At 68.9% G+C, this 25,694-nt stretch carries 23 protein-coding genes; 9 read left to right on the top strand and 14 right to left on the bottom strand.

Going from position 1 to position 25,694, the window contains the following annotated elements; all coding sequences use genetic code 11:
- Positions 1-63 precede the first annotated feature (63 nt).
- From pstB to prfH, 6 genes are all read left to right on the top strand, one after another.
- Positions 64-897 (top strand): phosphate ABC transporter ATP-binding protein PstB, encoded by an 834-nt coding sequence (gene pstB, locus SZ55_RS07030; protein ID WP_044403471.1) that lies wholly within the window; start codon positions 64-66, stop codon positions 895-897.
- Positions 898-1,000: 103 nt separating this feature from the next.
- Complete coding sequence (gene phoU, locus SZ55_RS07025) at positions 1,001-1,732, top strand: phosphate signaling complex protein PhoU (RefSeq protein ID WP_044403468.1); 732 nt, start codon at positions 1,001-1,003, stop codon at positions 1,730-1,732.
- A 130-nt stretch (positions 1,733-1,862) separates the two neighbouring features.
- Positions 1,863-2,777 carry a response regulator gene (locus SZ55_RS07020; RefSeq protein WP_044403466.1) on the top strand — a complete coding sequence of 305 codons (915 nt, stop codon included), beginning with the start codon at positions 1,863-1,865 and terminating at the stop codon, positions 2,775-2,777.
- 124 nt (positions 2,778-2,901) lie between these two features.
- Entirely contained in the window at positions 2,902-3,798 is an 897-nt protein-coding gene (locus SZ55_RS07015) for a peptidoglycan DD-metalloendopeptidase family protein (RefSeq protein ID WP_044403464.1), read from the top strand.
- A gap of 214 nt (positions 3,799-4,012) precedes the next feature.
- A complete protein-coding gene (locus tag SZ55_RS07010) occupies positions 4,013-5,149 on the top strand; it encodes an RNA ligase RtcB family protein (protein WP_044403462.1) in 1,137 nt (378 codons plus the stop codon).
- Positions 5,149-5,763 carry a peptide chain release factor H gene (gene prfH, locus SZ55_RS07005; protein WP_044403481.1) on the top strand — a complete coding sequence of 205 codons (615 nt, stop codon included), beginning with the start codon at positions 5,149-5,151 and terminating at the stop codon, positions 5,761-5,763. The genes SZ55_RS07010 and prfH overlap by 1 nt, the downstream gene beginning before the upstream one ends.
- Positions 5,764-5,813: 50 nt before the next feature.
- On the opposite strand, the gene SZ55_RS07000 is transcribed toward prfH, so the two are convergent.
- The 4 genes from SZ55_RS07000 to SZ55_RS06985 form a co-directional block, all read right to left on the bottom strand.
- The gene (locus SZ55_RS07000) at positions 5,814-7,004 is read right to left on the bottom strand and encodes an N-acetylmuramoyl-L-alanine amidase (RefSeq protein WP_044403459.1); all 1,191 of its coding nucleotides are present in this window, start codon (positions 7,002-7,004) and stop codon (positions 5,814-5,816) included.
- A gap of 170 nt (positions 7,005-7,174) precedes the next feature.
- A complete protein-coding gene (locus SZ55_RS06995) occupies positions 7,175-7,933 on the bottom strand; it encodes a TerC family protein (protein ID WP_044403457.1) in 759 nt (252 codons plus the stop codon).
- A 101-nt stretch (positions 7,934-8,034) separates the two neighbouring features.
- The gene (locus tag SZ55_RS06990) at positions 8,035-9,342 is read right to left on the bottom strand and encodes a CitMHS family transporter (RefSeq protein ID WP_044403455.1); all 1,308 of its coding nucleotides are present in this window, start codon (positions 9,340-9,342) and stop codon (positions 8,035-8,037) included.
- A 268-nt stretch (positions 9,343-9,610) separates the two neighbouring features.
- Entirely contained in the window at positions 9,611-10,591 is a 981-nt protein-coding gene (locus SZ55_RS06985; RefSeq protein ID WP_442963694.1) for an AEC family transporter, read from the bottom strand.
- A gap of 41 nt (positions 10,592-10,632) precedes the next feature.
- On the opposite strand from SZ55_RS06985, the gene SZ55_RS06980 reads away from it, so the two are divergent.
- On the top strand, positions 10,633-11,034 hold the full coding sequence (locus SZ55_RS06980; RefSeq protein WP_044403451.1) for a GFA family protein: 402 nt from the start codon (positions 10,633-10,635) through the stop codon (positions 11,032-11,034).
- Between the two features lie 18 nt (positions 11,035-11,052).
- On the opposite strand, the gene SZ55_RS06975 is transcribed toward SZ55_RS06980, so the two are convergent.
- The 9 genes from SZ55_RS06975 to SZ55_RS06935 form a co-directional block, all read right to left on the bottom strand.
- Positions 11,053-11,526: a BRO-N domain-containing protein gene (locus SZ55_RS06975; RefSeq protein WP_044403449.1), complete on the bottom strand. Its 474-nt coding sequence runs from the start codon at positions 11,524-11,526 to the stop codon at positions 11,053-11,055.
- Positions 11,527-12,542: 1,016 nt separating this feature from the next.
- Complete coding sequence (locus SZ55_RS06970; RefSeq protein ID WP_371321060.1) at positions 12,543-14,513, bottom strand: DUF7844 domain-containing protein; 1,971 nt, start codon at positions 14,511-14,513, stop codon at positions 12,543-12,545.
- A gap of 10 nt (positions 14,514-14,523) precedes the next feature.
- Positions 14,524-14,844, bottom strand: a complete 321-nt coding sequence (locus tag SZ55_RS06965) for a DUF2388 domain-containing protein (RefSeq protein WP_044403447.1) — start codon at positions 14,842-14,844, stop codon at positions 14,524-14,526.
- A 172-nt stretch (positions 14,845-15,016) separates the two neighbouring features.
- Positions 15,017-15,334 carry a DUF2388 domain-containing protein gene (locus SZ55_RS06960; protein ID WP_044403445.1) on the bottom strand — a complete coding sequence of 106 codons (318 nt, stop codon included), beginning with the start codon at positions 15,332-15,334 and terminating at the stop codon, positions 15,017-15,019.
- A 131-nt stretch (positions 15,335-15,465) separates the two neighbouring features.
- Positions 15,466-15,675: a DUF1127 domain-containing protein gene (locus tag SZ55_RS06955; RefSeq protein WP_044403443.1), complete on the bottom strand. Its 210-nt coding sequence runs from the start codon at positions 15,673-15,675 to the stop codon at positions 15,466-15,468.
- 233 nt (positions 15,676-15,908) lie between these two features.
- Positions 15,909-16,124: a DUF1127 domain-containing protein gene (locus SZ55_RS06950; RefSeq protein WP_044403441.1), complete on the bottom strand. Its 216-nt coding sequence runs from the start codon at positions 16,122-16,124 to the stop codon at positions 15,909-15,911.
- Positions 16,125-16,436: 312 nt separating this feature from the next.
- Entirely contained in the window at positions 16,437-17,930 is a 1,494-nt protein-coding gene (locus SZ55_RS06945) for an acetyl-CoA hydrolase/transferase family protein (RefSeq protein WP_044403440.1), read from the bottom strand.
- Positions 17,931-18,150: 220 nt separating this feature from the next.
- A complete protein-coding gene (locus tag SZ55_RS06940; protein WP_044403439.1) occupies positions 18,151-19,140 on the bottom strand; it encodes an asparaginase in 990 nt (329 codons plus the stop codon).
- Positions 19,141-19,296: 156 nt separating this feature from the next.
- Positions 19,297-20,745, bottom strand: coding sequence for an alanine/glycine:cation symporter family protein (locus SZ55_RS06935; protein ID WP_044403437.1), 1,449 nt, complete (start codon positions 20,743-20,745; stop codon positions 19,297-19,299).
- A gap of 171 nt (positions 20,746-20,916) precedes the next feature.
- Between SZ55_RS06935 and SZ55_RS06930 the strand changes: the two genes are divergently transcribed.
- The gene (locus SZ55_RS06930; RefSeq protein ID WP_044403434.1) at positions 20,917-21,735 is read left to right on the top strand and encodes a helix-turn-helix domain-containing protein; all 819 of its coding nucleotides are present in this window, start codon (positions 20,917-20,919) and stop codon (positions 21,733-21,735) included.
- Between the two features lie 28 nt (positions 21,736-21,763).
- Entirely contained in the window at positions 21,764-22,465 is a 702-nt protein-coding gene (locus SZ55_RS06925; protein WP_044403432.1) for a hypothetical protein, read from the top strand.
- A 231-nt stretch (positions 22,466-22,696) separates the two neighbouring features.
- On the opposite strand, the gene SZ55_RS06920 is transcribed toward SZ55_RS06925, so the two are convergent.
- Entirely contained in the window at positions 22,697-25,600 is a 2,904-nt protein-coding gene (locus tag SZ55_RS06920; protein WP_044403430.1) for an autotransporter family protein, read from the bottom strand.
- Positions 25,601-25,694 lie beyond the last annotated feature (94 nt).

Below are 25,694 nucleotides of genomic sequence, written 5' to 3'. Positions count from 1 at the left end.
CCCCAGGGCCGCCGCGCCTGAATACCTGAGCGCGTAGCCACCGGCTACGAACGGAGCGAGACCATGCAACACGAGACCCACAGCCACGGCGTCAACATCTCCGCCCTGGGCCGCGGCAAGCAGAGCCTGAACCTGGCCGACGAGACCGTCGCCCTGGAAGTGCCGGGCCTGAACCTGTTCTACGGCGAGAAGCAGGCCCTCTACGACGTGCGGATGAACATCCCCAAGCAGCGCGTGACCGCCTTCATCGGCCCGTCCGGCTGCGGCAAGTCGACCCTGCTGCGCTGCTTCAACCGCATGAACGACCTGGTGGACGGCTGCCGCGTGGACGGCGAGATCCGCCTGGACGGCAACAACATCTACCGCAAGGGCGAGGAAGTGGCCGAGCTGCGCCGTCGCGTCGGCATGGTGTTCCAGAAGCCCAACCCCTTCCCCAAGAGCATCTACGAGAACGTCGTCTACGGCCTGCGCATCCAGGGCATCAACAAGAAGCGCGTGCTCGACGAAGCCGTCGAGTGGGCCCTGAAGGGCGCCGCCCTGTGGGACGAGGTGAAGGACCGCCTGCACGAATCCGCCCTCGGCCTCTCCGGCGGCCAGCAGCAGCGCCTGGTCATCGCCCGCACCATCGCGGTCGAGCCTGAAGTGCTGCTGCTCGACGAGCCCTGCTCGGCCCTCGACCCGATCTCCACCCTCAAGGTGGAAGAGCTGATCTACGAGCTGAAGAGCAAGTACACCATCGTCATCGTCACCCACAACATGCAGCAGGCCGCGCGCGTCTCCGACTACACGGCGTTCATGTACATGGGCAAGCTGATCGAGTTCGGCGATACCGATACGCTGTTCACCAACCCGGCCAAGAAGCAGACCGAGGACTACATCACCGGCCGCTACGGCTAGTGGCCGGGGCGCCCCGCCTGCGCGGGCGCCCACGGGTGGACCCGGACAACACGAATGACCTGTAGCTGACGGCGTGGAGCCTGCAGCTTTCGCGGAGCGAACAATGATCGACAAAGACAGCCTTACCCACCACATCTCCCAGCAGTTCAACGCCGAGCTGGAAGAGGTGCGCAGCCACCTCCTGGCCATGGGCGGCCTGGTGGAGAAGCAGGTGAACGACGCCGTCACCGCGCTGATCGACGCCGACTCGGGCCTGGCCCAGCAGGTGCGCGAGATCGACGACCAGATCAACCAGATGGAGCGCAACATCGACGAGGAGTGCGTGCGCATCCTCGCCCGTCGCCAGCCGGCCGCCTCCGACCTGCGCCTGATCATCAGCATCTCCAAGTCGGTGATCGACCTGGAACGCATCGGCGACGAATCCTCGAAGATCGCCCGCCGCGCCATCCAGCTGTGCGAAGAGGGCGTCTCGCCCCGTGGCTACGTCGAGGTGCGCCACATCGGCGACCAGGTGCGCAAGATGGTCCAGGAGGCGCTGGACGCCTTCGCCCGCTTCGACGCAGACCTGGCCCTGTCGGTGGCCCAGTACGACAAGAACATCGACCGCGAGTACAAGACCGCCCTGCGCGAGCTGGTCACCTACATGATGGAAGACCCCCGCGCCATCAGCCGCGTGCTCAACGTCATCTGGGCCCTGCGCTCGCTGGAACGCATCGGTGACCACGCGCGCAACATCGCCGAACTGGTGATCTACCTGGTTCGCGGCACCGACGTGCGCCACATGGGCCTGGCCCGCATGCAGGAAGAGGTGAAGGGCTCGGCCAAGTCCGAGTAAGCTTCGCCTACGGACCGGTCGCCCTTTTCCCGCTGGACCCGTCGCGCCCCGGCTTGCCCGGGGCGCATTCTATTTGGCACAGCGCTATCGCCCGCAGCTATGCTTAGGTCCGGTCTGAGAGGAGTGGTTGATGAGCAAAGTTACTGTGCTGGTGGTGGACGACGCGTCCTTTATTCGTGACCTGGTGAAAAAGGGCCTGCGCGACCATTTCCCGGGTATCCAGATCGAAGAAGCGGTGAACGGCCGTAAGGCCCAGCAGATGCTCAGCCGCTCGTCGGTGGACCTGATCCTCTGCGACTGGGAGATGCCGGAGATGTCCGGCCTCGAGCTGCTCACCTGGTGCCGCGCCGAGGAAAGCCACAAGACCACGCCCTTCGTCATGGTCACCAGCCGTGGCGACAAGGAGAACGTGGTGCAGGCCATCCAGGCCGGCGTCTCCGACTACATCGGCAAGCCCTTCTCCAACGACCAGCTGGTGACCAAGGTCAAGAAGCAGCTGGCCCGCGCCGGCCGCCTCGAAGCCCTGGCCGCCTCCGCACCGCCCAAGATGCTCAGTACCGGCGGCTTCGCCAACGACTCCCTGGCCGCACTGACCGGCGGCAAGGGCGCCGACGTGGTCAAGCCCAGCAGCCCCGGCGCCAAGCCGGCGGTCCAGGCCGCCGCTGCCTTCGCCGCGCCGGCCAAGAGCGCCGCGCCCAAGGTGCCCGCCGGCCGTGGCCAGGCCCAGCTGCGCCTGCCCTCGGCGGTGCTCTCCTGCGTGATCAAGACCATCAGCCTCAAGGACGCCCACCTGGTGGTGAAGCGGGGCGACCCGCTGCCCCAGGTACTGGAAAGCGCCGTGCTCGACCTGGAGCAGGGCGAAGGCGGCGAAGTGGCGCGCCTCAACGGCTACCTGCACGCCGTTGCCGCGCTGGAGCCCAAGCCCGACAGCGAGTGGCTCCAGCTCACCTTCCGCTTCGTCGACCGCGACCCGCAGAAGCTCGACTACCTGTCGCGCCTGATCGCCCGCGGCACCGCCCAGAAGCACTTCGTCCCCGGCGCCTGATGCCCGCCGGTCCGCCCGGACCGGCCCCCAGCCAACCCCGTCACAGCCCGACTGCCGGCGCCTCGCACAGGACCGGCGGCGCTGCTAGGCTTGCCAGCTCATAACACTCATGAAACGTGCAGTCATGCCAGGGCGCGCTCTACTCCTCTGTTGCTTGCTGGTGGCCGCCATGCCCGCCAGCGCACTGACCATCTACAAGTACACCGACGCCAACGGCGTGGTGACCTACACCGACAAGGCCGTCTCCGGCGCCCAGGTGTTCGTCTTCCGCGACCGCATGGTGGAGCGGCTGGACCGCTCGGTGAAGCTGGAGACCCAGAAACACGACGCCGGCGAGACCCTGCTGGTGCGCAACGACCTGTTCGCCCCGGTGGAAGTCGAGCTGAGCCTGGAGAACGTCAGCAACGCCGTCGGCGATCCCGGCCGGCCGATCCGCTGGGTGCTGCCACCGCGCAGCAAGATCCGCCTGGTCACCCTCAGCCCCGAGAACCCCGGCAAGGCCCTGCGCTACAAGCCGCGCCTGCGCTACGCCCTGGGCGACCCCCGGCAGCAACCCTCGCTGTACCGTTACCCGCTGCCCTGGCTCGGCGGCCCCTTCCGCCTGACCCAGGGTGCCAACGGCCAGTACAGCCACTTCACCCCCAAGGGCCGCTATGCCCAGGACGTGGCCATGCCCGAGGGCACGCCCATCGTCGCCGCCCGCGCCGGCATGGTGGTCAAGACCGAGAACCGCCAGAGCGGCCGGGGCGAGAACCCCTCCGGCAACTTCGTGCGCATCCTCCACGACGACGGCACCATGGGCGTCTACCTGCACCTCATGAAGGGCTCGGTGCAGGTCCAGGAAGGCCAGCGCGTGGTGCTCGGCGAGCAGATCGGCCGCTCCGGCAACACCGGCAACAGCACCGGCCCGCACCTGCACTTCGTCATCCAGCGCAACGTCGGCCTGGCCCTGGAGTCCATCCCCTTCGACTTCGCCCAGCCGGTGGACAGCCTGCCCAACTTCGCCGTTGGCGGTGAATGACAGCGCTTGCGTCACCCCGGTCGGCGCGCGTAGGATGCGCGCCTTTCCCCCAACCCGACAGCAAAGGAGGTTCATCATGCAAACACTGATCACCCTTTGCAGGTCGCGCCTGGCTTAATCGCCCCTTCCGTCCTTCTTCGCGACGGTTCCGCATCGCCCGGCCCCAGGCCTGCCAAATCCAAGCATTTTCGTTTCAACCCATTTGGATTGGACCATGGGCACTTGCATTCGCAATCTGGCCGACGGCATCACCCTGATCGCCGCGGACGACACCTGGATCGAAGGAAAAGCGATCCAGCAACTTGAAACCACCGCCCGCCTGCCGGGCATGCAACGGGTGGCCGGCATGCCGGACCTGCACCCGGGGCGCGGCTACCCGGTGGGCGCCGCGTTCTTCTCCAGCGGCCGTTTCTACCCCGCCCTGGTGGGCAACGACATCGGCTGCGGCATGGCCTTCTGGCGCACCGACATCCCCGTCGCCAAGCTCCACCTGGACAAGCTGGAGAAGCGCCTGGGCTCCCTCGACGCGCCGCTGGACGACAGCTGGCACGAGGCGATCGCCGCCTTCGGCCTGCCGCCCTGCGGACACGAGCGTTCCCTGGGCACAATCGGCGGCGGCAACCACTTCGCCGAGCTGCAGCAGCTCGACGAGGCCTATGACGACACGGCCCTGGCGGCCTTGGGCATCGACCGCAAGCACCTGCTCCTGCTGGTGCACAGTGGCTCGCGCGGCCTGGGCGAAGCCATCCTGCGCGAGCAGGTGGACCGCTTCAGCCACGCCGGCCTGGAGGCCGGCAGCCCCGAGGCCGAGCACTACCTGGCCCGCCACGACGGCGCCCTGCGCTTCGCCGAAGCCAACCGGCAACTGATCGCCCGGCGCATCCTCGACCGCCTGCGTGCAGACGGCGAACAACTGCTGGACGTGAACCACAACCTCGTCTCCGCCGCGACCCTCGGTGGCGTCGATGGCTGGCTGCACCGCAAGGGCGCCACCCCCGCCGACCAGGGCGTGATGGTCATCCCCGGTTCCCGGGGTGACTACAGCTACCTGGTGGCCCCGGTGCCCGACGAGCGCAGCCTCAACTCCCTGGCCCACGGCGCCGGGCGCAAGTGGATGCGCAGCGAGTGCAAGGACCGCCTCGCCAAGCGCTACAGCGTCGAGCAGCTGGAACGCACCGCCCTCGGCAGCCGGGTGATCTGCGCCGACCGCGCGCTGATCTACGAGGAAGCGCCGGAAGCCTACAAGGCCATCGACTCGGTGGTCGGCGCCCTGCGCGATGCCGGGCTGGTGCAGGTGTTGGCGCGGCTCAAGCCGGTGCTGACCTACAAGACGCGCGGAGGGTGCTGCTGATGATCCTCCTGCAACTCTCGGCGGCCCAGGGGCCGGACGAATGCGCCCTGGCCGTGGCCAAGGCGCTGCAGCGGCTGATGCACGAAGCCGCCCAGCGGCAGGTTCGCGTGCAGGTACTGGAGCGGGAGGAGGGTGCCCGGCGCGGCACCCTCGTCTCCGCCCTCCTGGCCCTGGACGGCGACCAGGCCGACGGCCTCGCCCGGGACTGGGAAGGCACCCTGCAATGGACCTGCCCCAGCCCCTACCGGCCCAACCACGGGCGCAAGAACTGGTTCTTCGGCGGGGCCCGCTTCGCCCCGCCGCCGGCCAGCCTCGAAGGCGAGATCCGCTTCGAAGCCCAGCGCGCCTCCGGCCCCGGCGGGCAACACGTCAACACCACCGACTCGGCGGTGCGCGCCATCCACCTGGCCAGCGGCATCAGCGTCAAGGTGCAGAGCGAGCGCAGCCAGCACGCCAACAAGCGCCTGGCCATCCTCCTCATCGGCCAGCGCCTGGCGCAACGGGCCGACGAGGCGGACGGCGCCCTGCGCGCGGAGCGCCGCCTGTTCCACCACCGGGTGGAGCGGGGCAACCCGGTGCGCTGCTTCAAGGGCGAGCGGTTCGAACCGGCGTGAACACGCGCGCAGGTCGGGTTCGCCCGCACCTGCGCGTCATCGGCGATCCATCAACTGTTCTGGCTGGCCTTCATCGAGGCCAGCAACGTGCCTTGCGGTGGCGCTGCCCGGAAGTGCCGGTGCAACCCGTCGAAGATCGCGTTCGCCACCCGCTGCTGGTGGCGGGCATCGATCAGCCGACGGCAATCACCCGGGTTGGACATGAAGCCGGTCTCCACCAGCACCGAGGGGATGTCCGGAGACTTGAGTACGGCGAAGCCCGCCTGCTCGACCCGCTTCTGGTGCACGCCCGCCACACCCTGCAGGCTGCCCAGGATGCTCTTGCCCAGGTCCAGGCTGGTGGCAATGGTGGCGGTCATCGACATGTCGAGGATCACCCCGGCCAGCATCGGGTCCTTGTCCTTCAGCGACAGCAAACGCTCGGCACCGATCAGGTCCACACGGTTCTCGCGCTCGGCGAGCCAGCGCGCCGTGGTGGACGTCGCACCGCCCTGGGACAGCGCGAAGACCGACGCCCCGGAGGCACTGCGCCTGGGCGCCGCATCGGCATGGACGGAGATGAACAGATCGGCGTTGCGCCGCCGGGCGATCTCGACCCGCTTGCGCAGCGGCACGAACACGTCGTCATTGCGCACCAGATGGGCCCTGAAGCCCTTCTGGGCATTCACCTTCCTGGCCAGCAGGCGGGCGATGGCCAGTGCCACCGCCTTCTCCTGCTCACCGTTGAAACCGATGGCGCCCGGGTCCTTGCCGCCGTGGCCCGCGTCGATGGCGACGACGATGTCCCGCTGCCCGCCCGCAGGGGCGACCGCCGGAGCGGCCGGCGCCAACGCAGGGGTGGGCGTGAGCGGCTGGAAGTCCAGCACCAGCCGGTGCCCCTTGCCCTCCCCAGGTGGCAGCAGGAAGCTGCTCAGCTGGGCCGGGGCCTGCAGGTCGAACACCAGCCGCGTGCTGCGGCCCTGCAGACCACTGCGGACCGAACGGATCGGCCCCTGGCCCAGCGCCAGGTCCTGCAGCTGAGCCAGCAGGCGGGTGTCGTCCAGGTCGACGATGACCCGCTCCGGCGCGGCCAGCGCGAAGCTGCGGAAGTTCACCGGGCCGCTGAGGTCCAGCACGATGCGCAGGCGGTCGGCCGTCCGCCAGCTGCGAACCTGGGTGACGGCCTGGGCGGCGGAGGCCGTGGAAGCGAAGGGCAGGGTGAAACCGGCGAGCACGAACTTGAGCAGATGACGGCGATCCATGAGGGGGCTCCATCGCATCGAGGAAAGCGGGATCGGTCAATTATGTTATAAAGTAACGTTTTTGCGCAGCCTGATTCCGGCTCGACGCTCCCTCTACCGTGCGTTTCGCACCCACAAAAAACGGGGCCCTTCGGCCCCGTTCTCGTTTCAGCTGGCGGTCACGCCCGGGCTTATTCCCCCGGGATGTCCTTGCGCAGCTTCACCGCCTCTTCCTTGCGTCCACGGGCGATGCGCATGCGGATGTTCAGCGCCTCCACGCCCAGGGAGAAGGCCATGGCGAAGTAGACGTAGCCCTTCGGTACGTGGACTTCGAAAGCCTCGGCGATGAGCACGGTGCCCACCACCACCAGGAAGGCCAGGGCCAGCATCTTCAGGCTCGGGTGCTTGTCGATGAAGGCACTGATGGTGCCGGCGGCGGCCATCATCACCAGCACGGCGACGATGATCGCGGCGACCATCACCGGCACGTGGGAAACCATGCCCACGGCGGTGATCACCGAGTCCAGGGAGAACACGATGTCGATGATGGCGATCTGGATGATGGTGGCGATGAAGTTGCCGCCCTTGCCCTTGGGCGCCTCGCTGGCCTCGTCCTCGCCTTCCAGGCTGTGGAACATCTCGGTGCTGCTCTTCCACAGCAGGAACAGGCCGCCGAAGAACAGGATCAGGTCACGGCCGGAGATGCCCTGGTCGAACACATGGAACAGGTCGGCGGTGAGCCGCATGATCCAGGTGATCGACAGCAGCAGCAGGATGCGCGTGACCATCGCCAGCGCCAGGCCGAAGAGCCGGGTGCGTGCCTGCATGTGCGGCGGCATGCGGCCCACGAGGATGGCGATCATGATGATGTTGTCGATGCCCAGGACGATCTCCAGGGCGGTCAGGGTGAAGAAGGCGACCCAGATTTCCGGGCTGGTCAGCCATTCCATGATGCGTGTACCTCGTGGTGTCGACGGCTAGGTTGGAGCACGGCCACGCCGGAAAGTGCGAGCCTTTCCGGCGTGAATGAATTAAAGGAGGCGCCTGACCCTCACGGGGTGCCGAACAGCGGGAAGACCCCGAGCAGCAGCGCGGCGAGCAGGATACACAGGCAGATCAGAACCGCCCACTTCAACGTGAAGCGCTGGTGGTCGCCGAATTCGATCTTCGCCAGGCCCACCAGCAGGTAGGTGGAGGGCACCAGCGGGCTCAGCAGGTGCACCGGCTGGCCCACGATAGAGGCCCGCGCCATCTCCACCGGGCTGATGCCGTAATGGCCCGCCGCCTCGGCCAGTACCGGCAACACGCCGTAATAAAAAGCGTCGTTGGACATGAAGAAAGTGAACGGCATGCTCACCACCGCCGTGATCACCGCCATGTACGGCCCCATGGACGGCGGGATCACCGCCAGCAGGCTCTTGGACATCGCCTCCACCATCCCCGTGCCGGAGAGGATGCCGGTGAAGATGCCAGCGGCGAAGATCAGCCCCACCACCGCCAGCACGTTGCCGGCGTGGGCCGCCACGCGCTCCTTCTGCTGCTGCAGGCAGGGGTAGTTGATGATCATCGCGATGCTGAAGGCCACCATGAACAGCACCGGCAGCGGCATCAGCCCGAGGATCAGCGTCACCATCAGGGCCGCCGTCAGCGCCGCATTCACCCACAGCAGCTTCGGCCGGCGCGCCTCGGGGAACTGCGACACGCTGATGTCCACATGGCTTTCCGGCAGGTCAGGCAGCTGCAGCACGCCCAGGCGGGCGCGCTCGCGCTTGCCATAGGCCCAGGCCAGGCCGAACAGCGCCACGGCACCGGCCGCCATCGCCGGGATCATCGGCACGAAGATGTCCGACGGGTCCACGTGCAGCGCACTGGCCGCACGGGCGGTGGGGCCGCCCCAGGGGGTCATGTTCATGATCCCGCCGGCCAGGATGATCAGCCCCGCCATGATCAGCGGGCTCATGCCCAGGCGGCTGTACAGCGGCAGCAGCGCCGCCACGCAGATCATGTAGGTGGTCGCGCCGTCGCCATCGAGGGAGACGATCAGCGCCAGCGCCGCCGTGCCCATGGACACCTTCAGCGGGTCGCCCTTCACCAGCCGCAGGATCGCGCGCACCGGCGGGTCGAACAGGCCCGAGTCGATCATCAGGGCGAAGTAGAGGATGGCGAACATCAGCATCACGCCCGTGGGCGCCAGCTTGGTGATGCCCTCCAGCATCATCGGGCCGATGCCGGCGGCGAAGCCACCGATCAGCGCGAAGGTGATGGGCACGATGATCAGGGCGATCAGGGCGGACAGGCGCTTGGTCATGATCAGGAACATGAAGGTCATGACCATGGCGAAACCGAGGAAGGTCAGCATGGGAATCTCCGGACGAAAGGCGACGAGGACGGGCGCCGGTCAGCGCGCAGCGGGTCGGGTACGGAGAGGGGGCGGAACGAGGCCGGGCAGGCGGCAGGAGCGGAACATGGCAATCACCCATCTTGTTGTTGTCGGGGTGCCTGGCGCGGAACGGGCAGCGCCGGGCGGCCGGTCTGTGCCGGCAGTGGGGCGATGCTAAGGGGCGAAGCTTTCAGCCAGCTTTCGGTGGAAACCGGCGGCGAACGTGCAGTGAAATCCGGACGGGCGGTCAGCCCGCCCCGGCTTGCAGCAGCGCCAGCACGGCCACCAGGGTGGCACCGGAAAGCAGCGTCTGCAGGGTGATGATCCCCGCCATCAGGTGGCCGTCGCCGCCTAGCTGGCGGGTCAGCACATAGGCGGTGGGCGCCGTCGGCAGGGCGAAGAACAGCACCAGGATGCTGCTCTCCATCGCCGGCAGGCCGAGCAGTCGCGCCACGGCGAAGGCCAGCGCCGGCATCGCCAGCAGCCGCGCCGCGCAGTTCCAGCCCAGGGCCGGCAGCTCGCCGCTCAGCTCGCGGGGTTGCAGCGCCGCCCCCACGCAGAGCAGGCCCAGGGGCAGGCTCGCCACCGCCAGCAGGTTGAGCAGCCGGTCCAGCCCGCCGCCCAGGCCCAGCCCCGTCAGGTTGTAGGCTGCGCCAGCCAGGCAGGCGAGGATCAGCGGATTCTTCACCATCGGCAGCAGCAGGCCCCGTGCGCTGACGCCGCGCTCGGCAGTCAGCGACCACACCGACAGCAGGTTCACCGTCGGCACCATCAGCGCCAGCATCAGCGCCGCGATGGCCAGCCCCTCCTTGCCGAACAGGCTGCCGATGGCCGCCAGCCCCAGGTAGGTGTTGAAGCGCAGCACGCCCTGGGTGATCGCCCCGAAGCGCGCCGCCGGCCAGCCCAGCAGGCGCCGCGCCAGCAGCAACGCCGCCCAGCCGAGGCCCAGGCCCAGCAGCACCGCCAGCGCCAGGCGCGGCAGCGCCGGGTTGTCCAGCGGCGCCGTGGCCAGGCTGCTGAACAGCAGCGCGGGGAACAGGATGAAGTAGTTCAAACGCTCGGCGGCCGGCCAGAAGGCCTCGCCGGGGAAGTCGACCCGCCGCAGCACATGGCCGGCGACGATCAGGGCGAACAGGGGCCAGAGGGCCTGGAGCAGGGTCAGCACGGGCGCGTCCGTTTGTCCGGTGGCGAAGGCCGCATCTTGTCCGCCGCGGCCCTCACGGCGCAACCCGCAACGCGCTAGGCTGCGCCTTTGCCAAGGAGTACGCCATGACCACCGCACACACCGGCGGCTGCCACTGCGGCCGCCTGCGCTACCGCTTCGACGCCCCGCTGGCCGACATCGCCCACTGCCATTGCAGCGACTGCCGGCGCATCACCGGCGGCCTGGTGACCACCTGGATCACCGTGCCCCGCGCGGCGTTCACCTGGCTCGACGGGGAGCCGGCGGAATACCGCTCCTCCGCCACCTGCAGCCGCTACTTCTGTGGCCATTGCGGCTGCCACCTGGCGCTCTACACCCGCCTCAGCCCGGACAGCCTCGACGTCACCGTGGCAACCCTCGACGACGTCCACCAGGCCCCGGCCGACCGCCACATCTGGGTGCGCAGCCGCCTGCCCTGGGTGACCCTCGACCCGCACCTGCCGGAGGAGCAGGAAGAGGCGCTGTGAGTTATCCACAGCGCCCCATCAGCGCAAGGCCAGCACCCTCGGCAGTTCCCCACAGGGCACCCAGACCCGGCCCTGCCACTCCAGCACGCTGACCGGCTGGCCCGTGCCGTGGAGCTGCACCTGCCGGGGCTGCACCGGGTCGCCCCGGCACTCGCTGCGCAGCGTCAGCACCACCTCCTGGGTGAGCCACTGGCGGATGCTGCGGTTCTCCGGGTGGTAGTAGTGGATCAGCGCCCCATAGGCCGCCGACTCGCTCACCAGCAAACCTTCCTCCGCCACCCCGCCGCCATCCGGGTACCAGGCCCAGCGCCACTGGTCCGGATCGAGATTGGCGCGGATGCGGTCCTCCAGCAGCGGGTGCTGCATCAGCCGCCCCAGGTCGCGCACGCAGAACCAGGCCTGGTCATCCAGCAGAAAGGCCCGCAACTGGCGGCGATGGCGGATGAAGACACGGGGTTGGAGGATGGGGGTGTCGTCGAGCAGCTCGTTCATGAGTGCATTTCCAAGTGTCGTTGAGAGGGCCCTTGTTGAGAGGGCGGCCGGGTACTTCAACACCGCACTTGGAACGGCCCGCAGATTTCCCCCCGAAGGAGTCTTTTATGGCTGCGCGCTACCCGGCCAGAACGACCGCTGTTTGACCAGCGCCGCGACTATCGGGTGCGGAGGACCGCCAAGTGAGAGGTGTGTTGAGCACCGGCGACGGACACTAGAGAGCCGAACCAGGCCAAACAACGTGATCACAGGGGAATCGGATTGTACGGAGGCACACCCACCCATTTCCCCCAACGTCCTCATCCCGCGCTGTAGGAAACCACGTAAAGATGCCGCCCGCCGCGTAGGCTGGATGCCGCTCTTCGCATCCGCCAACGCCCACCGCCCACCCCCGGTCGGGCTGTACACGATCCGTAGGATGCGCTGAGGCACGAAGCGCATCGCGTCCACGCCAGGCCGTGGCGCCACATGTTGCGCTTGGCTTGATGGGCATCGCTGCGCTCAGCACCATCCTACGGGGGCGCTGGCCATGGCTTTGGCGCGGGACCGCGTGGATCGGTGAAGCGCGTTTCACGCGGGGGCCTTGGGCGGACCGTAGGATGCGCTGAGGCCACGAAGCGCATCGCGTCCATATCAGGCCGTGGCACCACATGTTGCGCTTGGCCCGATGGGCATCGCTGCGCTCAGCGCCATCCTACGGGGCGTTGACCATGGCTTTGGCGCCGGGCTGGGCACGATCCGTAGGATGCGCTGAGGCCACGAAGCGCATCGCGTCCATATCAGGCCGTGGCACCACATGTTGCGCTCGGCATGATGGGCATCGCTGCGCTCAGCGCCATCCTACGGGGGGCTGGCCATGGCTTTGGCGCGGGACCGCGTGGATCGGTGGAGCGTACGGCTGTAGCCCGGGCTTCAGCCCGGGAGCGGCGCCGGGCATTCCCGGTCTGAGCGCCATCCCGCAGGGGTGTTGGTCGTGGCTACGGTGCGCGATCCACCCTGTATCCGTGGGAGCGGGCTCAGGGCAGTTCGAGGCCGCCGGCGGCTTTGTGCAACTGGCGCAGGTGGGCGCTGAGCTGGTCTAGGTTGGCCTGGGTGGCGTCGAGTTCGGTGAGGATGCGCGGGTCGATCAGTTCGCGCAGTTCGCGGTCGAGGCTGTCGGTGAGCTGGCGCAGGGTGCGCTGGCGGTTGGCGCTCTCTTCCTGCAGGCGCTGCCATTCGCTGGCCTGGGGCAGGCCGTAGCCGCTGCCTTGCAGCAGGTCGGCCGGGCGGCTGAGGAAGCCGCTGTTGGCGAGGATCTGTTCGAGGGTGCCGCCGGCGCGGGAGAACTCGGTCTGGCCGAGGGTGGCGCGGTTGTCCAGGTAGCGGCGCTTGAGGTCGTCCTGGGCGAGCAGCATCTGCCGGCGCATGGCGGCCTGCTCCAGCAGCAGCAGGGCGGCGCTGCCGCGCAGGTCGGCGTGTTCGATGTAGGGGCGGCGGCGGGTGGCGTCCTGCGCCAGCCAGGTTTCCACGTCGGCCTCGGGCAGCCCCAGGCGCTGGCGGGCGATGTCGAACATGGCCTGGTAGCGGTCGCGGAAGGAGTCGAAGCGGTAGCCCAGGCGCAGGGCTTCCTTCGGGTCGCGCAGGGGGCTGGGGTCTGCCACGCCGCGCCCTTCCAGCACCGCGAGGAGGCCGTTGGGCATGATGCTGTCGAGGTCGTCCAGGCGCGGGTCGGCGGTGCCGCTGCGCAGCAGCTTGAGGGTCTCGACGGCGCAGTTGTTGGAGAGGAACCAGTAGTTGCCGTCGTAGCTCCAGTGCATTTCGGCGGCGCGCTCTACCAGGTTGTGGACCTGCTCGCGGTCCAGGCGCAGGGGCACGGAGGCGAGGCTGCGCATTTCCACCTTGGTGTACTCGTCGATCACCTGGGCCAGCGGCAGGACGAACAGCCGCGAGGGGTAGGCGCCGGTGAGGCCGTCCCAGCTGGAGAGCTGCACGTCGCCGACGAAGGCGCGATAGGAGAGCACCAGGTGCTGGTCGAGGTCGAGCCGGCAGTCCGGGCCGCGCGGGCGGCCGGGGGCGCAGATCACCAGGCGCAGCATGGTGTGGCCCCAGCGGCTGGCCCAGTTGTCGTTTGCTTCGGCGAACAGGTAGTCCACTTCGTAGACCCGCTCGGGGTCGAGGCGCCCCAGGGGTTCGCGGCCGAAGTCGCGCCCGGCGTTGAGGTAGGCCAGTTCGCTGGCGCAGGTGCCGGCAGCGTCCGGGGCCCAGCCGAAGTGGTCGCGGAAGTAGCGGTACAGCGCGGGGCGCCGGCAGCGGTAGTCGGGGTCGAGGAGGAAGTACTCCATGTTCACCGCGACGAATTCGCGGGGGTTGGTCAGCTCGTAGAGGTCGGGGCTGCGGGCGGCCTGGTGGTTGTCCGCTTCGCGCTCGCCGCGCTGGCCGACGCGCTGGGGCCAGCCGGCGAGGTCCAGCAGGCGCGGGTCGTCGCTGAAGGTGAAGCGGCGGGCGGTCTGCCCCCGGCATTCGCTGCGCAGGCCGACGGCGCCGGTGCTGGCCTGGGCGCTGCGGCAGCGGAAGCCGAGGCTGCGCTGGGCGGCGTCGCGGTAGTGGGCGCGGTCGTAGAGGTGGGTCAGCTCGTGGAGCACGGTGGCCAGCAGTTCGCGGCGCACGGTGCCGTGGGGACGCGTGGTCTTCTCGCGGGCGGCGCTGCCGTCGGCAAGGGCGGGCAGCAGGGCGCGGTTGAGGTCGAGAGCGTCGATGCGGGTTGCGCGGCCGTAGGCGTTGTCCGGCAGGTCATCGGCCCAGGTGACTTCCACCTGGCGGTCGAGGCGTTCGACGAAGCGCGGCGGCAGCTTCTGCAGGGCTTCGTCGAGCAGGGCCTGGCTGGCCTGGCGCTGGGCGGCGTCGAGGCCGTCGGTCTTGAGCGCCAGGCGCAGATCGGCCCGGGCGCTGGCGCAGGCCAGCAGGGCGGCCAGGCCGAGCGCGCCGAGGCGCCACAGACGCAGGCTCAAGGGCGCTGCTTCAGAGGGCGAGGATGGCCTGGGCGAGGGCTTCGTCGCTGGCGTCGCGGGCTTCCGGCAGGCGGGTGCGCAGGGTGTCGAAGGCGGCTTCGAGCTGCACGCCACGGATGGCGCCTTCGCTGGCGACGAAGCTGGCGGCGTCGTCGCGGGCCTCGCGGATCACCTTCATGTCGCGGATGGAGGTGGTGGTGTCGGAGGTGAAGTCGATGCTGCGGCCCAGTGCACGGACGACGATGTTGCTGGTGGCGACCAGGGTCTGGGCCTGGGCGATGCCGGTGAACAGGGTGAGGGCGGTGGCAGCGACGATCAGCGTGCGACGCATGGAGGGTCTCCGGAGGTGAAAACTGTACGGGTCATTGGACGTCAAAGCGGCCGCCCGGTTCAGCGCAAGCGCAGCGGCACCGGCGCGGCGGGCGCCAAGGCTAGCGAAAGGCGCCAGGCGCGGCCATAGCCTGCTGTCGCGGCTGTGAACCGGGTGGCGCCGATCGGGTGCCTCAGAGGGCGAGGATGGCCTCGGCCAGTTGCAGGTCGCTGGCCTGCAGCTGCGGGGCCTGGGTGCGGATGTGCACCAGGGCGGCTTCCAGGCGGGCGCCACGGATGGCGCCTTCGCTGGCGACGAAGCTGGCGGCGTCGTCACGGGCGGCGCGTACCAGCTTGCTGTCGCGCAGGGAGGAGGAGGCGTCCGAGGTGGCGTCGGCAGTGGCGCTGAGGGCGCCGACCAGGGAGTCGGTGGTCACGGCAAGGCTGGAGGCGAAGGTGGCGCTGGAGAAGGCCAGGAGCGCAGCGGCACCGAGCAGGCGGAACGAGGGCATGGGGAAACTCCTGTACGGCAGGGGGACGCCCGCCAGGGCGCCCCATCGACACGGTGCCCCGGAGCGGGGCGGCGCCGATTTTCGCACAGGGCCCAGCGCAGCGGCAGAGCAGATGACCGCCGGGTCGCGTTTCAGCGCCAGAACGGCTTGTCCAGCTCCACGCGGCGGTCGCTTTCGCTGAGGCCGATGTCGGCCAGCTGCTGGGCGTTGAGCTGGGCCAGGTGGCTGCGGGTGCGGGCGTTGCGCTGCCATTCGACGACGCGGGCGTACAGGCGCAGGAACAGCGGCGCACGGGGTGCGGGCGGCAGCGGGGCAGGGCGGGCGTGGAGGTGGCGTTCCATGGTGGTGGCTTCCCTGTTGGTGTGGGGCAGTCCATGGTCGCGCGGCGGGGGGAGCCTGGGCAGGCACAGCGGGGTGGAATTGTACGGGTCCAGGTGCGGATATTCGCGAACTGTTACGCCCGGATCCGGCACATCTGTACCAGCGACCGGTTTCCCGAGGCCGTAAAAACGAAAACCCGCCGGCTGAGCGGCGGGTTCTGTCGGTACTGCGGTGCGGCTTGCGCCGCGCTGGCTCAACGCCAGAAGGGCTTGTTCAGCTCCAGTTCACGCTGCGCTTCGCTGATGCCGGCGTCAGCCAGCAGGCGGGCGTCCAGCATGGCCAGTTGACGACGGCTGGCGATGCGGCGCTGCCACAGCAGCAGGGTGGAGATGACGCGCAGCGGCCAGGAGGCTTTGGCGCTCGACTCGTGGGAGTTGAAGATCAGGTCGGAACTGAGGGTACGTTCCATGGCGGTGCTTCCTTCCCGCTTGTGGCGGGGCTAGAGGGGTTGTCTGGTGGCTATTTTCTAGCCGGAACAGCCGACCCAGTAGTCACAGCTACCGAAAATTGTATGGCTACTAGAAAGCAAGCTAACTAACTGTATTGGTAAAATTTTAGCCAGCTGTACCGGTCACCCGTTGAAACCCTCGGCATTCAACGGGAAACCGGATTTTCCTCTGGGGAAGTGCCTTTTGGCAGGGGTTTGGAGCAGTACAGTTGGCCTTTTACCTGAAGCAGTTTTTTGACCTGTTTGTCAGGTAAAAGGCCGTTCGGCGGGGGCTCAGCTGGCCAGCATGCGGCCGGTTTCTTCCAGGTTGATGTGCCAGGCCATGGCCTCGCGGAGCAGGTGCGGGGTGTGCCCGCCCTTGGCGCAGGCGGCGCTGAAGTACGCATCGAGCGCCGGACGATAATCCGGATGCACGCAGTTGTCGATGATGACCCGTGCGCGCTCGCGCGGGGCCAGGCCGCGCAGGTCCGCCAGGCCCTGTTCGGTGACGAGGATGTCGACGTCGTGCTCGGTGTGGTCCACGTGGCTGACCATGGGCACCACGCTGGAGATGGCGCCGCCCTTGGCGATGGACTTGGTGACGAAGATCGCCAGGTGGGCGTTGCGGGCGAAGTCACCCGAGCCGCCGATGCCGTTCATCATCCTGGTGCCGCCGACGTGGGTGGAGTTGACGTTGCCGTAGATGTCGAACTCCAGGGCGGTGTTGATGCCGATGATGCCCAGGCGCCGCACCACTTCGGGGTGGTTGGAGATCTCCTGCGGGCGCAGCACCAGCTTGTCCTTGTAGCGCTCCAGGTTGCCGAACACGTCGGCGTTGCGGCGCGCGGAGAGGGTGATGGAGCTGCCCGAGGCGAAGCGCAGCTTGCCGGCGTCGATCAGGTCGAAGGTGGAGTCCTGCAGCACCTCGGAATACATGGTGAGGTCCTGGAAGGGCGAGTCGATCAGGCCGCACATCACCGCGTTGGCGATGCTGCCGATGCCGGCCTGCAGCGGGCCGAGGTTGTTGCTCATGCGGCCGTCAGCCACTTCACGGCCGAAGAAGGCGATCAGGTGGTCGGCGATGGCCTGGGTCTCGTGGTCCGGCGGCAGCACGGTGGACAGCGAGTCGGGCTGGTTGGTGAAGACGATGCCGGCGATCTTCGCCGGGTCGATCGGGATCGCGGTGCTGCCGATGCGGTCGTCCACGCGGGTCAGCGGGATCGGCGTGCGGGTCGGGCGGTAGGTCGGGATGTAGATGTCGTGCAGCCCTTCCAGGTTGGTGTGGTGGGAGAGGTTGATCTCCACGATCACGCGCTTGGCGAAGATGGCGAAGCTGGCCGAGTTGCCCACCGAGGTGGTCGGCACGATGTGGCCCTGCTCGGTGATGGCGGTGGCCTCGATCACGGCGATGTCCGGCAGCTTGAGCTGGTGGTTGCGCAGCTGCTCGACGGTTTCCGACAGGTGCTGGTCGATGAACATCACGCTGCCGTCGTTGATCGCCTTGCGCAGGGTGCTGTCCACCTGGAACGGCATGCGCCGTGCCAGTACGCCGGCCTCGGTGAGCTGCTTGTCGAGGTCGTTGCCCAGGCTGGCGCCGGTCATCAGGGTGATGCGCAGCGGCGAGGCCTTGGCGCGTTCGGCCAGGGCGCGGGGCACGGCCTTGGCTTCACCGGCGCGGGTGAAGCCGCTCATGCCGACGGTCATGCCGTCTTCGATCAGGGCCGCGGCCTCGGCCGCACTCATGACCTTGTCCAACAACGAGGGCAGGCGTACGCGATCAGGGTACATGGAGGAAAACCTCAGGGCTTCAGGGTGGGGAGGAAGGCGCGCAGTCTAGGGGCTGCGGCGCGGGGCGACTTCTATACCAAGGTCGAAGAGGCCGCTCTGGACGGGGCCTTTGCGCGCGCCATGGTGGTGCTTCGGAGGGCGCTTTTGAATGCGGCGGATTGGCGCGGCGCAGACGGCCGCGCGGGGTATGGCGAGGGGCCCGGGCAGGCCCCTGCGGGGGTCAGTCGGCGCGTTCGCCGCACAGGTCCAGGGCGAACCAGCGTTCCGTCGCCTCGGCGTCCAGGCCGGCACCGATCAGGGCGAACAGCTTGGCCAGGGCAGCCTCGCGGGTCATGCCGCCGGCCGACACCAGGCCACTGGCGGCCAGTTGGCTGCCGGCGGCGTAGACACCGAACTCCACGTGCCCGGCCGGGCACTGGCTGATGGCCGCCAGCACCACGCCGCGCTGGCGCGCCTCGCGCAGCACCTGCAGCAGCTCGGCGTTGTCCGACGGGCCGGTGCCGCTGCCGTAGCACTCCAGCAGCAGGCCCTGCACGCCGCTGCCCAGCAGGGCCCGCAGGTGCGCGGCCTGCAGGCCGGGGAACAGCGGCACCACCGCCAGGTTGACCGGCTGCCGACGGACGGCGAAGCCCAGCTCGGCAGGCACCGGTGCGTGCTCGCCGTGGCGCGGGCGCGGCAACACGGTGAAGGCATCCAGCGCCTCGCTGTACAGCTTGCTGACCCGGGCGCCGTGCATCAGCGCGCCGTTGAACCACAGGTGCACGCCGGGCGCCACGCCAGCCGCGAGGGCCGCCAGGGCGCCGCACAGGTTGGGCCAGGCGTCGCTGCCCTCGGCACCGGCCGGCAGCATGGAGCCGGTGAGCACCACCGGCACGCCCAGGCCGAGCAGCTGGAAGCTCAGGGCCGCGGCGCTGTAGGCCAGGGTGTCGGTGCCATGCAGCAGCAGCACGGCGTCGTGCCCGCCTTCGCGCACCGCGTCGACGATGACGTCGCGCATGGCCAGCCACTGGGCCTGGGTCATGTTGGCGCTGTCCAGCAGGGGCAGCATCTCGGCGAAGGTGAAGTCCAGGGCCGGCGCAGTGGGCTGGCTCGCCAGGTGCTCGCGCATGCGCGCCTCGAAGCCGCCTGCCGGGGCCAGGCCCTGGGCGCTCTGCAGCATGCCGATGGTGCCGCCGGTGTAGAGGACGAAGAGGTTCTTGACTGCGCTCATGCCTTGCCCTGGTCGTACGGGGAGTAAAACGGTGGGCCAGCATAACGCTGAATACGGCCGCGAACGCGAGCCGATCCCACCAGAAAAGGTTGCCTGATATGAAAATGCCGCTTCCCCGCAGGGCGGAGAAGCGGCATCCGGTGACGCGCGGGGCGCTTAGCGGTGGCTTTCCGCCAGGCCGGCCGGGACCTGCTGCGGAGCCGCTTCGGTGACCGGGTTGATCGGCCAGGCGGCGCGGTCCAGGTCCAGGTCGGTGAACTTGCTGGCGTCGAACACCGGCTGGTCGATGCCGGCCTTGCGTTGCTCGTCGTAGTCACGCATCACCCGCAGGCCGACCTTGATCAGCAGGGCCAGGGCCAGCAGGTTGACGAAGGCCAGGCAGGTCATGGTGATGTCGGCGAAGGCGAACACGGTGCCCAGGTTCTGCATGGAGCCCCAGCAGATCAGTGCCAGCACCAGGCCACGGTAGGTCAGCAGGGCAGCGCGGCTGCGGCCGGCGAGGAACTGCAGGGCGTTCTCGCCGAGGTAGTAGTTGTAGAGGATGCAGGTGAAGACGAAGAGGCTCAGCGCGACGCTGACGAAGATCCGGCCCCAGTCACCGACCACGGCGGCCAGCGAGTTCTGGGTCAGGACGATGCCGTCGCCTTCGAAGCCCGGGGTGTAGAAGCCGGACAGCAGGATCAGCAGCGCGGTGCAGGTGCAGATCACGAAGGTGTCGAGGAACACGCTGAACGCCTGGACCACGCCCTGGGCGGCCGGGTGCTTCACGGCGGCCACGGCGGCCACGTTCGGGGCGCTGCCCAGGCCGGCTTCGTTGGCGAACACGCCACGCTTCACGCCCATCACGATGGCGCTGCCCAGCAGGCCGGCGAAGGCCGGTTCCAGGCCGAAGGCGCTCTTGACGATGGTCACCAGCATGCCCGGGACCAGCTCGATCTGGGTGGCGATCACGTACAGGGTCACGCCGATGTAGGCCAGGGTCTTGACCGGCACCAGCAGGTCGGAGACGGCGGCGATGCGCTTGATGCCGCCGATGAACACCAGGCCCAGCAGCACGGCCAGGCCGATCCCGGTGTACTGCACCGGCAGGCCGAAGGCGTTCTCCAGGGAGTGGGTCACGGTGAAGGACTGCAGGCCGTTGAAGGCGAAGCCGTAGGTCACCAGCAGCAGCACGGCGAAGGTCACGGCCATCCAGCGCAGCTTCAGGCCGTGCTCGATGTAGTAGGACGGGCCGCCGCGGTACAGGCCGTCGCCATCGGCGCGCTTGTAGACCTGGGCCAGGGTGCACTCGAAGAAGCTGCTGGACATGCCGACCAGGGCGGTCACCCACATCCAGAACACGGCGCCCGGGCCGCCCAGGGTCACGGCGATGCCGACGCCCGCGATGTTACCGGCGCCGACGCGGCCGGCGAGGCTCAGCATCAGGGCCTGGAAGGAGCTCAGCTGGCCTGCCTGGCCGCGGATGGATTCCTTGAAAACGCTGAACATGTGGCCGAAGTGGCGGAACTGGACGAAACGGGAGCGGAGGGTGAAATACCCGCCCAACCCGACGATCAGCACGATAAGCAGTTTCCCGGACAGGAAGTCGTTGAGCGCTTCGAGCATTGGAGAATTCCTCGATTCTTATTGTTCGAACGATGGAGTGCCGCGAGCGGGTCGAGGCAGAGGCGCGCATGGTTGGGCATGGCCGTCGGTCAGGCAATTTCGCAGGTTGGCTCAAAATGGTGCGAGTTGACGCTACAATCGCGCCGCTCGCGTCAGCTGGAGGGGCGGGAATTGTCAAACAATCTGGGTGCCAACCTGAAGTTGCTGTGCAGCCACTACCGCTCTATCTCGGAGGTTTGCCGGAAGCTGTCGATCAACCGCGCGCAGTTCAACAAGTACCTCAGCGGGCAGAGCGCGCCGACGGCCTACAACCTCAAGCGCATCGGTGATTTCTTCGGTGTCGAGGACTATGAGCTGGGCCTGCCGCCGGAGCAGTTCGCCCGCCTGATCGGTGCCCGCCGCCCCCACGACAGCAGTGCCCCCAGCGACGACCCGCTGATGCAGATGCTGCGCCCCCTGCGCGAGCACGCCGGCGACCTGTCGCGCTACTGCGGTTACTACTTCGAATACTCCAACTGCATGTCGGTGCCCGGCACCATCCTGCTGTCGCTGGTGCACCTGTGGGAGGAGCGCGGCACCTTCCTGTTCGAGCGCCAGGAACGCCAGGAGCGCTCCAGCGCTTCCAACGTCGAGGCCGAGGACTGGGTGCGCTGCCGCTACCTCGGCGCGGCGTTCCAGCTGCAGGACCGGCTGTTCCTCGCCGACTTCGAGTCGCTCACCCTCAACGAGATGAGCCAGACCATCCTCATCCCCAGCTTCAAGAGCCGCATCACCCGCCTCAACGGCCTCAAGACCGGCGTCTCCAGCGGCGACCGGCGCAACCCCGCCTGCACCCGCGTGGTGTGGGAATACCTGGGGCCGGAGATCAACCGCGTCAGCGCCTACCGCCAGGTGATGCTCTACCGCCCGGACGACCCGCGCATCGACGAGGACATCCGCCGCCGCCTGCAGGTCGGGCCGCTGCAGAACAACCTCTTCGAAATCGAATGACCCACCCGCTTCAAGGAACCCCCCGACCATGGACGTTCTCCGTCACCCCCGTTCCCTCGCCCGTGCCCTCGTGCTGCTGTTCGCCGGCCTCCTGCTCGCCGGCTGCGGCGGCGGCGTGAAGGGCAAGGGCTACCTGTTCACCCGTGACAGCCAGGCGCTGCGCCTGAATGACCAGGCCACCCTGCACCAGGGCCACAAGGAGCTGGAGTTCAGTCCCACGCCGAGCTTCTTCGGCACCCTGCGCCTGAAGGACGAGCGCGACGACGTCAGCATCGACGTGCCCCGCAGCGCCTACGGCAAGCGCTCGTTCTTCATCGACGGCCGCGAGGCCGGGCTGAACTACGACATCCAGGCCCGCTGGCGCGAGGAGCGCGAGCTGCAGACCGAGCGCGATCGCCAGGAATCCTGCACCGCGCCGGGCTATTGCACCCGCACCGTGAGCGTCCTCAACTGCGACGGCAAGCGCTACCTCAGCGGCACCGAGCGCTATGGCGACCACCTCGACGACCAGAACTGCCGGCGCGAGCAGGTGACCCGCACCGACTACTTCCGCGACTGCCCCGGCTCCCGCCCGGTGCGCGAGCGTTACCAGGTCTACCGCCTGCTGGTGAACCTGTCCTTCACCGACCCCGTCCACAAAGGCCCGCCCGCCGCCGAGTTCGACGGCGAAAGCCGCCTGCGCGACCGCTTCCTGGAACGCCTCTCCGAGGGTGCCTGCCGGGTCAATTGAAGCGGGGCGCTCCCTCGCGTCGTTCCGGTCTGGCTCGGCTCCCGTAGGATGGTGCTGAGCGCAGCGAAGCCCATCGATCCGAGCGCCAAGGCCATCCGTGGTGCCGCCACTTGGCCGCGACGTGATGCGCTTCGTGGCCTCAGCGCATCCTACGGTTTGCCCGAGTGCCAACCGGAGGCGTCGGGTGGACCGCGCTTCATCGATCCACGCGGACTTCGCTCCCCGGCTTGTTCAGAACCCCATCTGCCACTGGGCGATGAGGGCGTTGTTGCGGGCGTTGCTGCCCAGTTCGCCGCTGTAGGCGAGGCCGATGCGCTGGGTGCTGCTCAGGCCGAGGTCGAGGCCGGTTTCCACCAGCAGGCTGTTGCGGTCCAGGGCGGTGCCTTCGACGCGGAAGGCGCTGCCGCCGCTGAGGAAGGCCTGGCGGGTGCTGCTGTCGACGTCGCCGTAGACGTGGCGCCAGGCCAGGGACAGGCGCGGCACCAGGGTCATGCCGTTGTCCAGGGTGCCCAGGTGCGCCAGGCGCAGGCCGAGGCTGCTGGTGAAGTTGCCCTGGTGCTGGTCGTCCACCCGCAGGGCGGCGGCTCCGCCCCGTTCGGCGTAGCCGTCGCGGGCGTAGTACTGGTAGCCCAGCCCGGCAAAGGGTTCGGCCTGCCAGCGCCCGCTGCCCAGGGCGTAGCCCAGTTCGCTGACGGCCTGCAGGCTGTGGGCGTCGTAGCGGCCCTTGAGGCGGTCGCTGAATCCGTCGAACTCAACCGTACGGCGGCTCTCGCCGTCATGCCGGCTGTAGGCGGCGCCCAGGCGCAGGGACAGCGGGCCGTCCTGGCGCAGGCCGTAGAGGCCCAGGTGCAGGCTCTCCACATCGCCCTTCAGGCTGCGCCCGGCATCCAGGCGGGTGCGCGAGTAGCCGCCCAGCACGCCGAGGCGCCACTGGCCGTCGAGGGCCCAGTCGGCGCCGAGCACCGCCCCCCGGGTATCGCTGTTCAGGTCGGCGCTGCCGGCCTGGCCGTCCAGGCGGCCGTGGCTGCCCAGGCCCTGCATCCACAGGCGGCCCCGGGCGGCGGGGTCGTTGAGGTTGCGTGCCGCTTCAGGCACGCCGAGGGCCGCCAGTTGCGGCCCGTCTTCCAGCGAGCGGGCGCTGAGCAGCCCACCGGCCCCGCTGGCCCCGACGCTTTGCAGTGCGCCGAGCATGGCGCCGGTGACCTGGCCRGTACYGGCCAGGCTGCTGCCGGCGAGGCTGGCGTTGCCGGCGGCGGCCAACTGGTCGAGGGCCTGCCCGGCGCGGGTGCCGTCCTGCACCACCAGGGCGTTGTACAGCTGCGGGCTGCCCTGGGCACTGATGCTGCCCGCGACCGTGGCGGCGTTGCCGTTGCCGGCGACGCTGGCGAAGGCCACGTCGTTGCGGGTCAGCTCCAGCTCCACGCTGTTGGCGCCGTAGCGCAGGCTCGGGGTGAGAAAGGCGAAGGTGCTGGTGACGCTGGCGAAGCGCCCGCTGACACCGCCGGCCGCCTGGATCACCTGGTAGCGGCTGGTGTTCGGGTAGGTGCCGGCGCTGGCACGGACATCCAGGCGGGCGCCGTCGAGGCTGACCCGGCCGTCGGCCTGCAGCGGGCTGTGGCTGCCGTCGGCCGCGACGGCGAAGGCCAGGGTGGAACCGGCCGCGAGGTCGAGGTTATCCACATGGCCGCCGCCGGCGTAGGTGGCGCCCGAGGCGACACCCAGGGTGCCGCCGATGCGCCCGAGGTTGACCAGCTCGGCGCCGGCCAGCACCTGGCCGCCTTCGCTGAAGTCGTCGGTGTCGAGGGTCCAGCGGCCGGCGCTGACCTGCAGCCATTCGAAGCGGGTGCTATTGCCGAAGCTGCCGCCGCCGACGTCGTCCAGGGTCAGCACGTCGCGGCCGGCGCCGCCGTCCACCCGGCCGACGAAGCGGCTGCCGCTGCGCAGGGTGAGGCTGTCGGCGCCGCCGCCCAGGTCCAGGGCCACGCCGCCGGTGCTGCTGATCAGGCCGCCGTTGATCACGCTGTCGGCCTGCTCGCCGATGATGCGCACGGCGTCCCCGCCCAGGCCGAGGATCTGCCCGAAGTTCTCCAGGTGGGTGGCATAGGGGGCGCCGCCGGTGGCGCTGTCGTCGATGAGGATGGCGTTGGCCGCCCCGCTGATGGTGGCGCCGGCGTGGTTGAGGATCGTCCCGCCGCCCATGGCGATGCCTTCGCTGGTGTTCGGCGAGCCGTCCTTGGAGCCGCCGGCGCCGGTGCCTTCGATGATGCCGTGGTTGTCGATCCAGCCCTGGCCGTCGATGTCCACGCCATCGCCGTCGCCATCGGGCACCAGGCCGTTGTAGGCACCGGTGATGCGCCCGTAGTTGGTGACCCGGCCGTTGCCGTCGGAGCCGAAGCCCGAGCCGTTGCGGCCGATGATCACGCCGCCTGCGTAGTTGACCAGTTCGGCGCCGGCGTCGGTGGTGATGCCGTGGCGGCCACCGGTGATGGTGCCGTGGTTCTCCACCTTGCCGCCGGTGGAGGCGTCGAAGTCGATGCCGTCGAACTTGGCGTCGGCGCTGGTCATGTCGCCGCTGCTGATGGTGCCGTAGTTGGTGATGGTGGCGTTGTTGCCGACGCGCATGGCGTCCTCCCGCATACCGCGGATCAGGCCGGTGGCGCGGTTGGTGATGTCGATCTGCACGTTGGTCTTGAGGTCCTTGAGCATGATCGCGCGGTCGGTCTGGGAGATGACGGTGCCGGCGTTGTCGATGGACACGCGGGTGCCGGCCAGGTCGCCGCTGATGCGGATGGCCTGCTTGGCGGCGTCGAGGGTGGCGCCTTCGCGGTTGATGATCTGGTAGGTGCGCGCGGGGTTGCTGCCGGAGGCGTCGAGGCCGCGGTCGGCGGTGGACTTGATCAGGCCGCTGTTGTCGACGACCACGCCGGTGCCGCTGGTGGCGTTCTTCAGTTCCACGCTCTTGCCGCTGGTGGTGATGCTGCCGCTGCTGCCCACCTGGAGGGTGGTCTCACCGCTGAGCACCTGGCCGGTGGTGGTGGCGCTGTTCACGGTGACGGTGGCGGCGCTGGCCAGGCCGGTGCAACCGGCCAGGGCGAGGGTGATGCAGCGGGCGAGCGGGGACGGCGAGCGGAGCATGGCGGCAACCTGTTGGGGGTCTTGTTGGCTGGCCGCTCTTTATAAGGAAGAAGTCTTACCGTTCCGTAACAGGGGTGTGACGGGAATAAGGGAG

The organism is Pseudomonas sp. FeS53a (genome assembly GCF_000931385.1).
Classification (GTDB): domain Bacteria; phylum Pseudomonadota; class Gammaproteobacteria; order Pseudomonadales; family Pseudomonadaceae; genus Metapseudomonas; species Metapseudomonas otitidis.
This window is presented reverse-complemented; position numbering and strand designations above follow the sequence as displayed.

Excerpts from the sequence above, each read along its gene's own strand:
- SZ55_RS06925 (WP_044403432.1), top strand. The coding sequence starts at position 21,764 with ATGGACGTTCTCCGTCACCCCCGTTCCCTCGCCCGTGCCCTCGTGCTG.
- SZ55_RS06990 (WP_044403455.1), bottom strand. The coding sequence starts at position 9,342 with ATGCTGACCTTCCTCGGTTTCGCCATGGTCATGACCTTCATGTTCCTG.
- SZ55_RS06950 (WP_044403441.1), bottom strand. The coding sequence starts at position 16,124 with ATGGAACGTACCCTCAGTTCCGACCTGATCTTCAACTCCCACGAGTCG.
- SZ55_RS07010 (WP_044403462.1), top strand. The coding sequence starts at position 4,013 with ATGGGCACTTGCATTCGCAATCTGGCCGACGGCATCACCCTGATCGCC.
- phoU (WP_044403468.1), top strand. The coding sequence starts at position 1,001 with ATGATCGACAAAGACAGCCTTACCCACCACATCTCCCAGCAGTTCAAC.
- SZ55_RS07000 (WP_044403459.1), bottom strand. The coding sequence starts at position 7,004 with ATGGATCGCCGTCATCTGCTCAAGTTCGTGCTCGCCGGTTTCACCCTG.
- SZ55_RS06955 (WP_044403443.1), bottom strand. The coding sequence starts at position 15,675 with ATGGAACGCCACCTCCACGCCCGCCCTGCCCCGCTGCCGCCCGCACCC.
- SZ55_RS06995 (WP_044403457.1), bottom strand. The coding sequence starts at position 7,933 with ATGGAATGGCTGACCAGCCCGGAAATCTGGGTCGCCTTCTTCACCCTG.
- SZ55_RS07020 (WP_044403466.1), top strand. The coding sequence starts at position 1,863 with ATGAGCAAAGTTACTGTGCTGGTGGTGGACGACGCGTCCTTTATTCGT.
- SZ55_RS06945 (WP_044403440.1), bottom strand. The coding sequence starts at position 17,930 with ATGTACCCTGATCGCGTACGCCTGCCCTCGTTGTTGGACAAGGTCATG.
- SZ55_RS06960 (WP_044403445.1), bottom strand. The coding sequence starts at position 15,334 with ATGCCCTCGTTCCGCCTGCTCGGTGCCGCTGCGCTCCTGGCCTTCTCC.
- SZ55_RS06935 (WP_044403437.1), bottom strand. The coding sequence starts at position 20,745 with ATGCTCGAAGCGCTCAACGACTTCCTGTCCGGGAAACTGCTTATCGTG.
- SZ55_RS07015 (WP_044403464.1), top strand. The coding sequence starts at position 2,902 with ATGCCAGGGCGCGCTCTACTCCTCTGTTGCTTGCTGGTGGCCGCCATG.
- SZ55_RS06965 (WP_044403447.1), bottom strand. The coding sequence starts at position 14,844 with ATGCGTCGCACGCTGATCGTCGCTGCCACCGCCCTCACCCTGTTCACC.
- pstB (WP_044403471.1), top strand. The coding sequence starts at position 64 with ATGCAACACGAGACCCACAGCCACGGCGTCAACATCTCCGCCCTGGGC.
- SZ55_RS06975 (WP_044403449.1), bottom strand. The coding sequence starts at position 11,526 with ATGAACGAGCTGCTCGACGACACCCCCATCCTCCAACCCCGTGTCTTC.
- SZ55_RS06940 (WP_044403439.1), bottom strand. The coding sequence starts at position 19,140 with ATGAGCGCAGTCAAGAACCTCTTCGTCCTCTACACCGGCGGCACCATC.
- SZ55_RS06980 (WP_044403451.1), top strand. The coding sequence starts at position 10,633 with ATGACCACCGCACACACCGGCGGCTGCCACTGCGGCCGCCTGCGCTAC.
- prfH (WP_044403481.1), top strand. The coding sequence starts at position 5,149 with ATGATCCTCCTGCAACTCTCGGCGGCCCAGGGGCCGGACGAATGCGCC.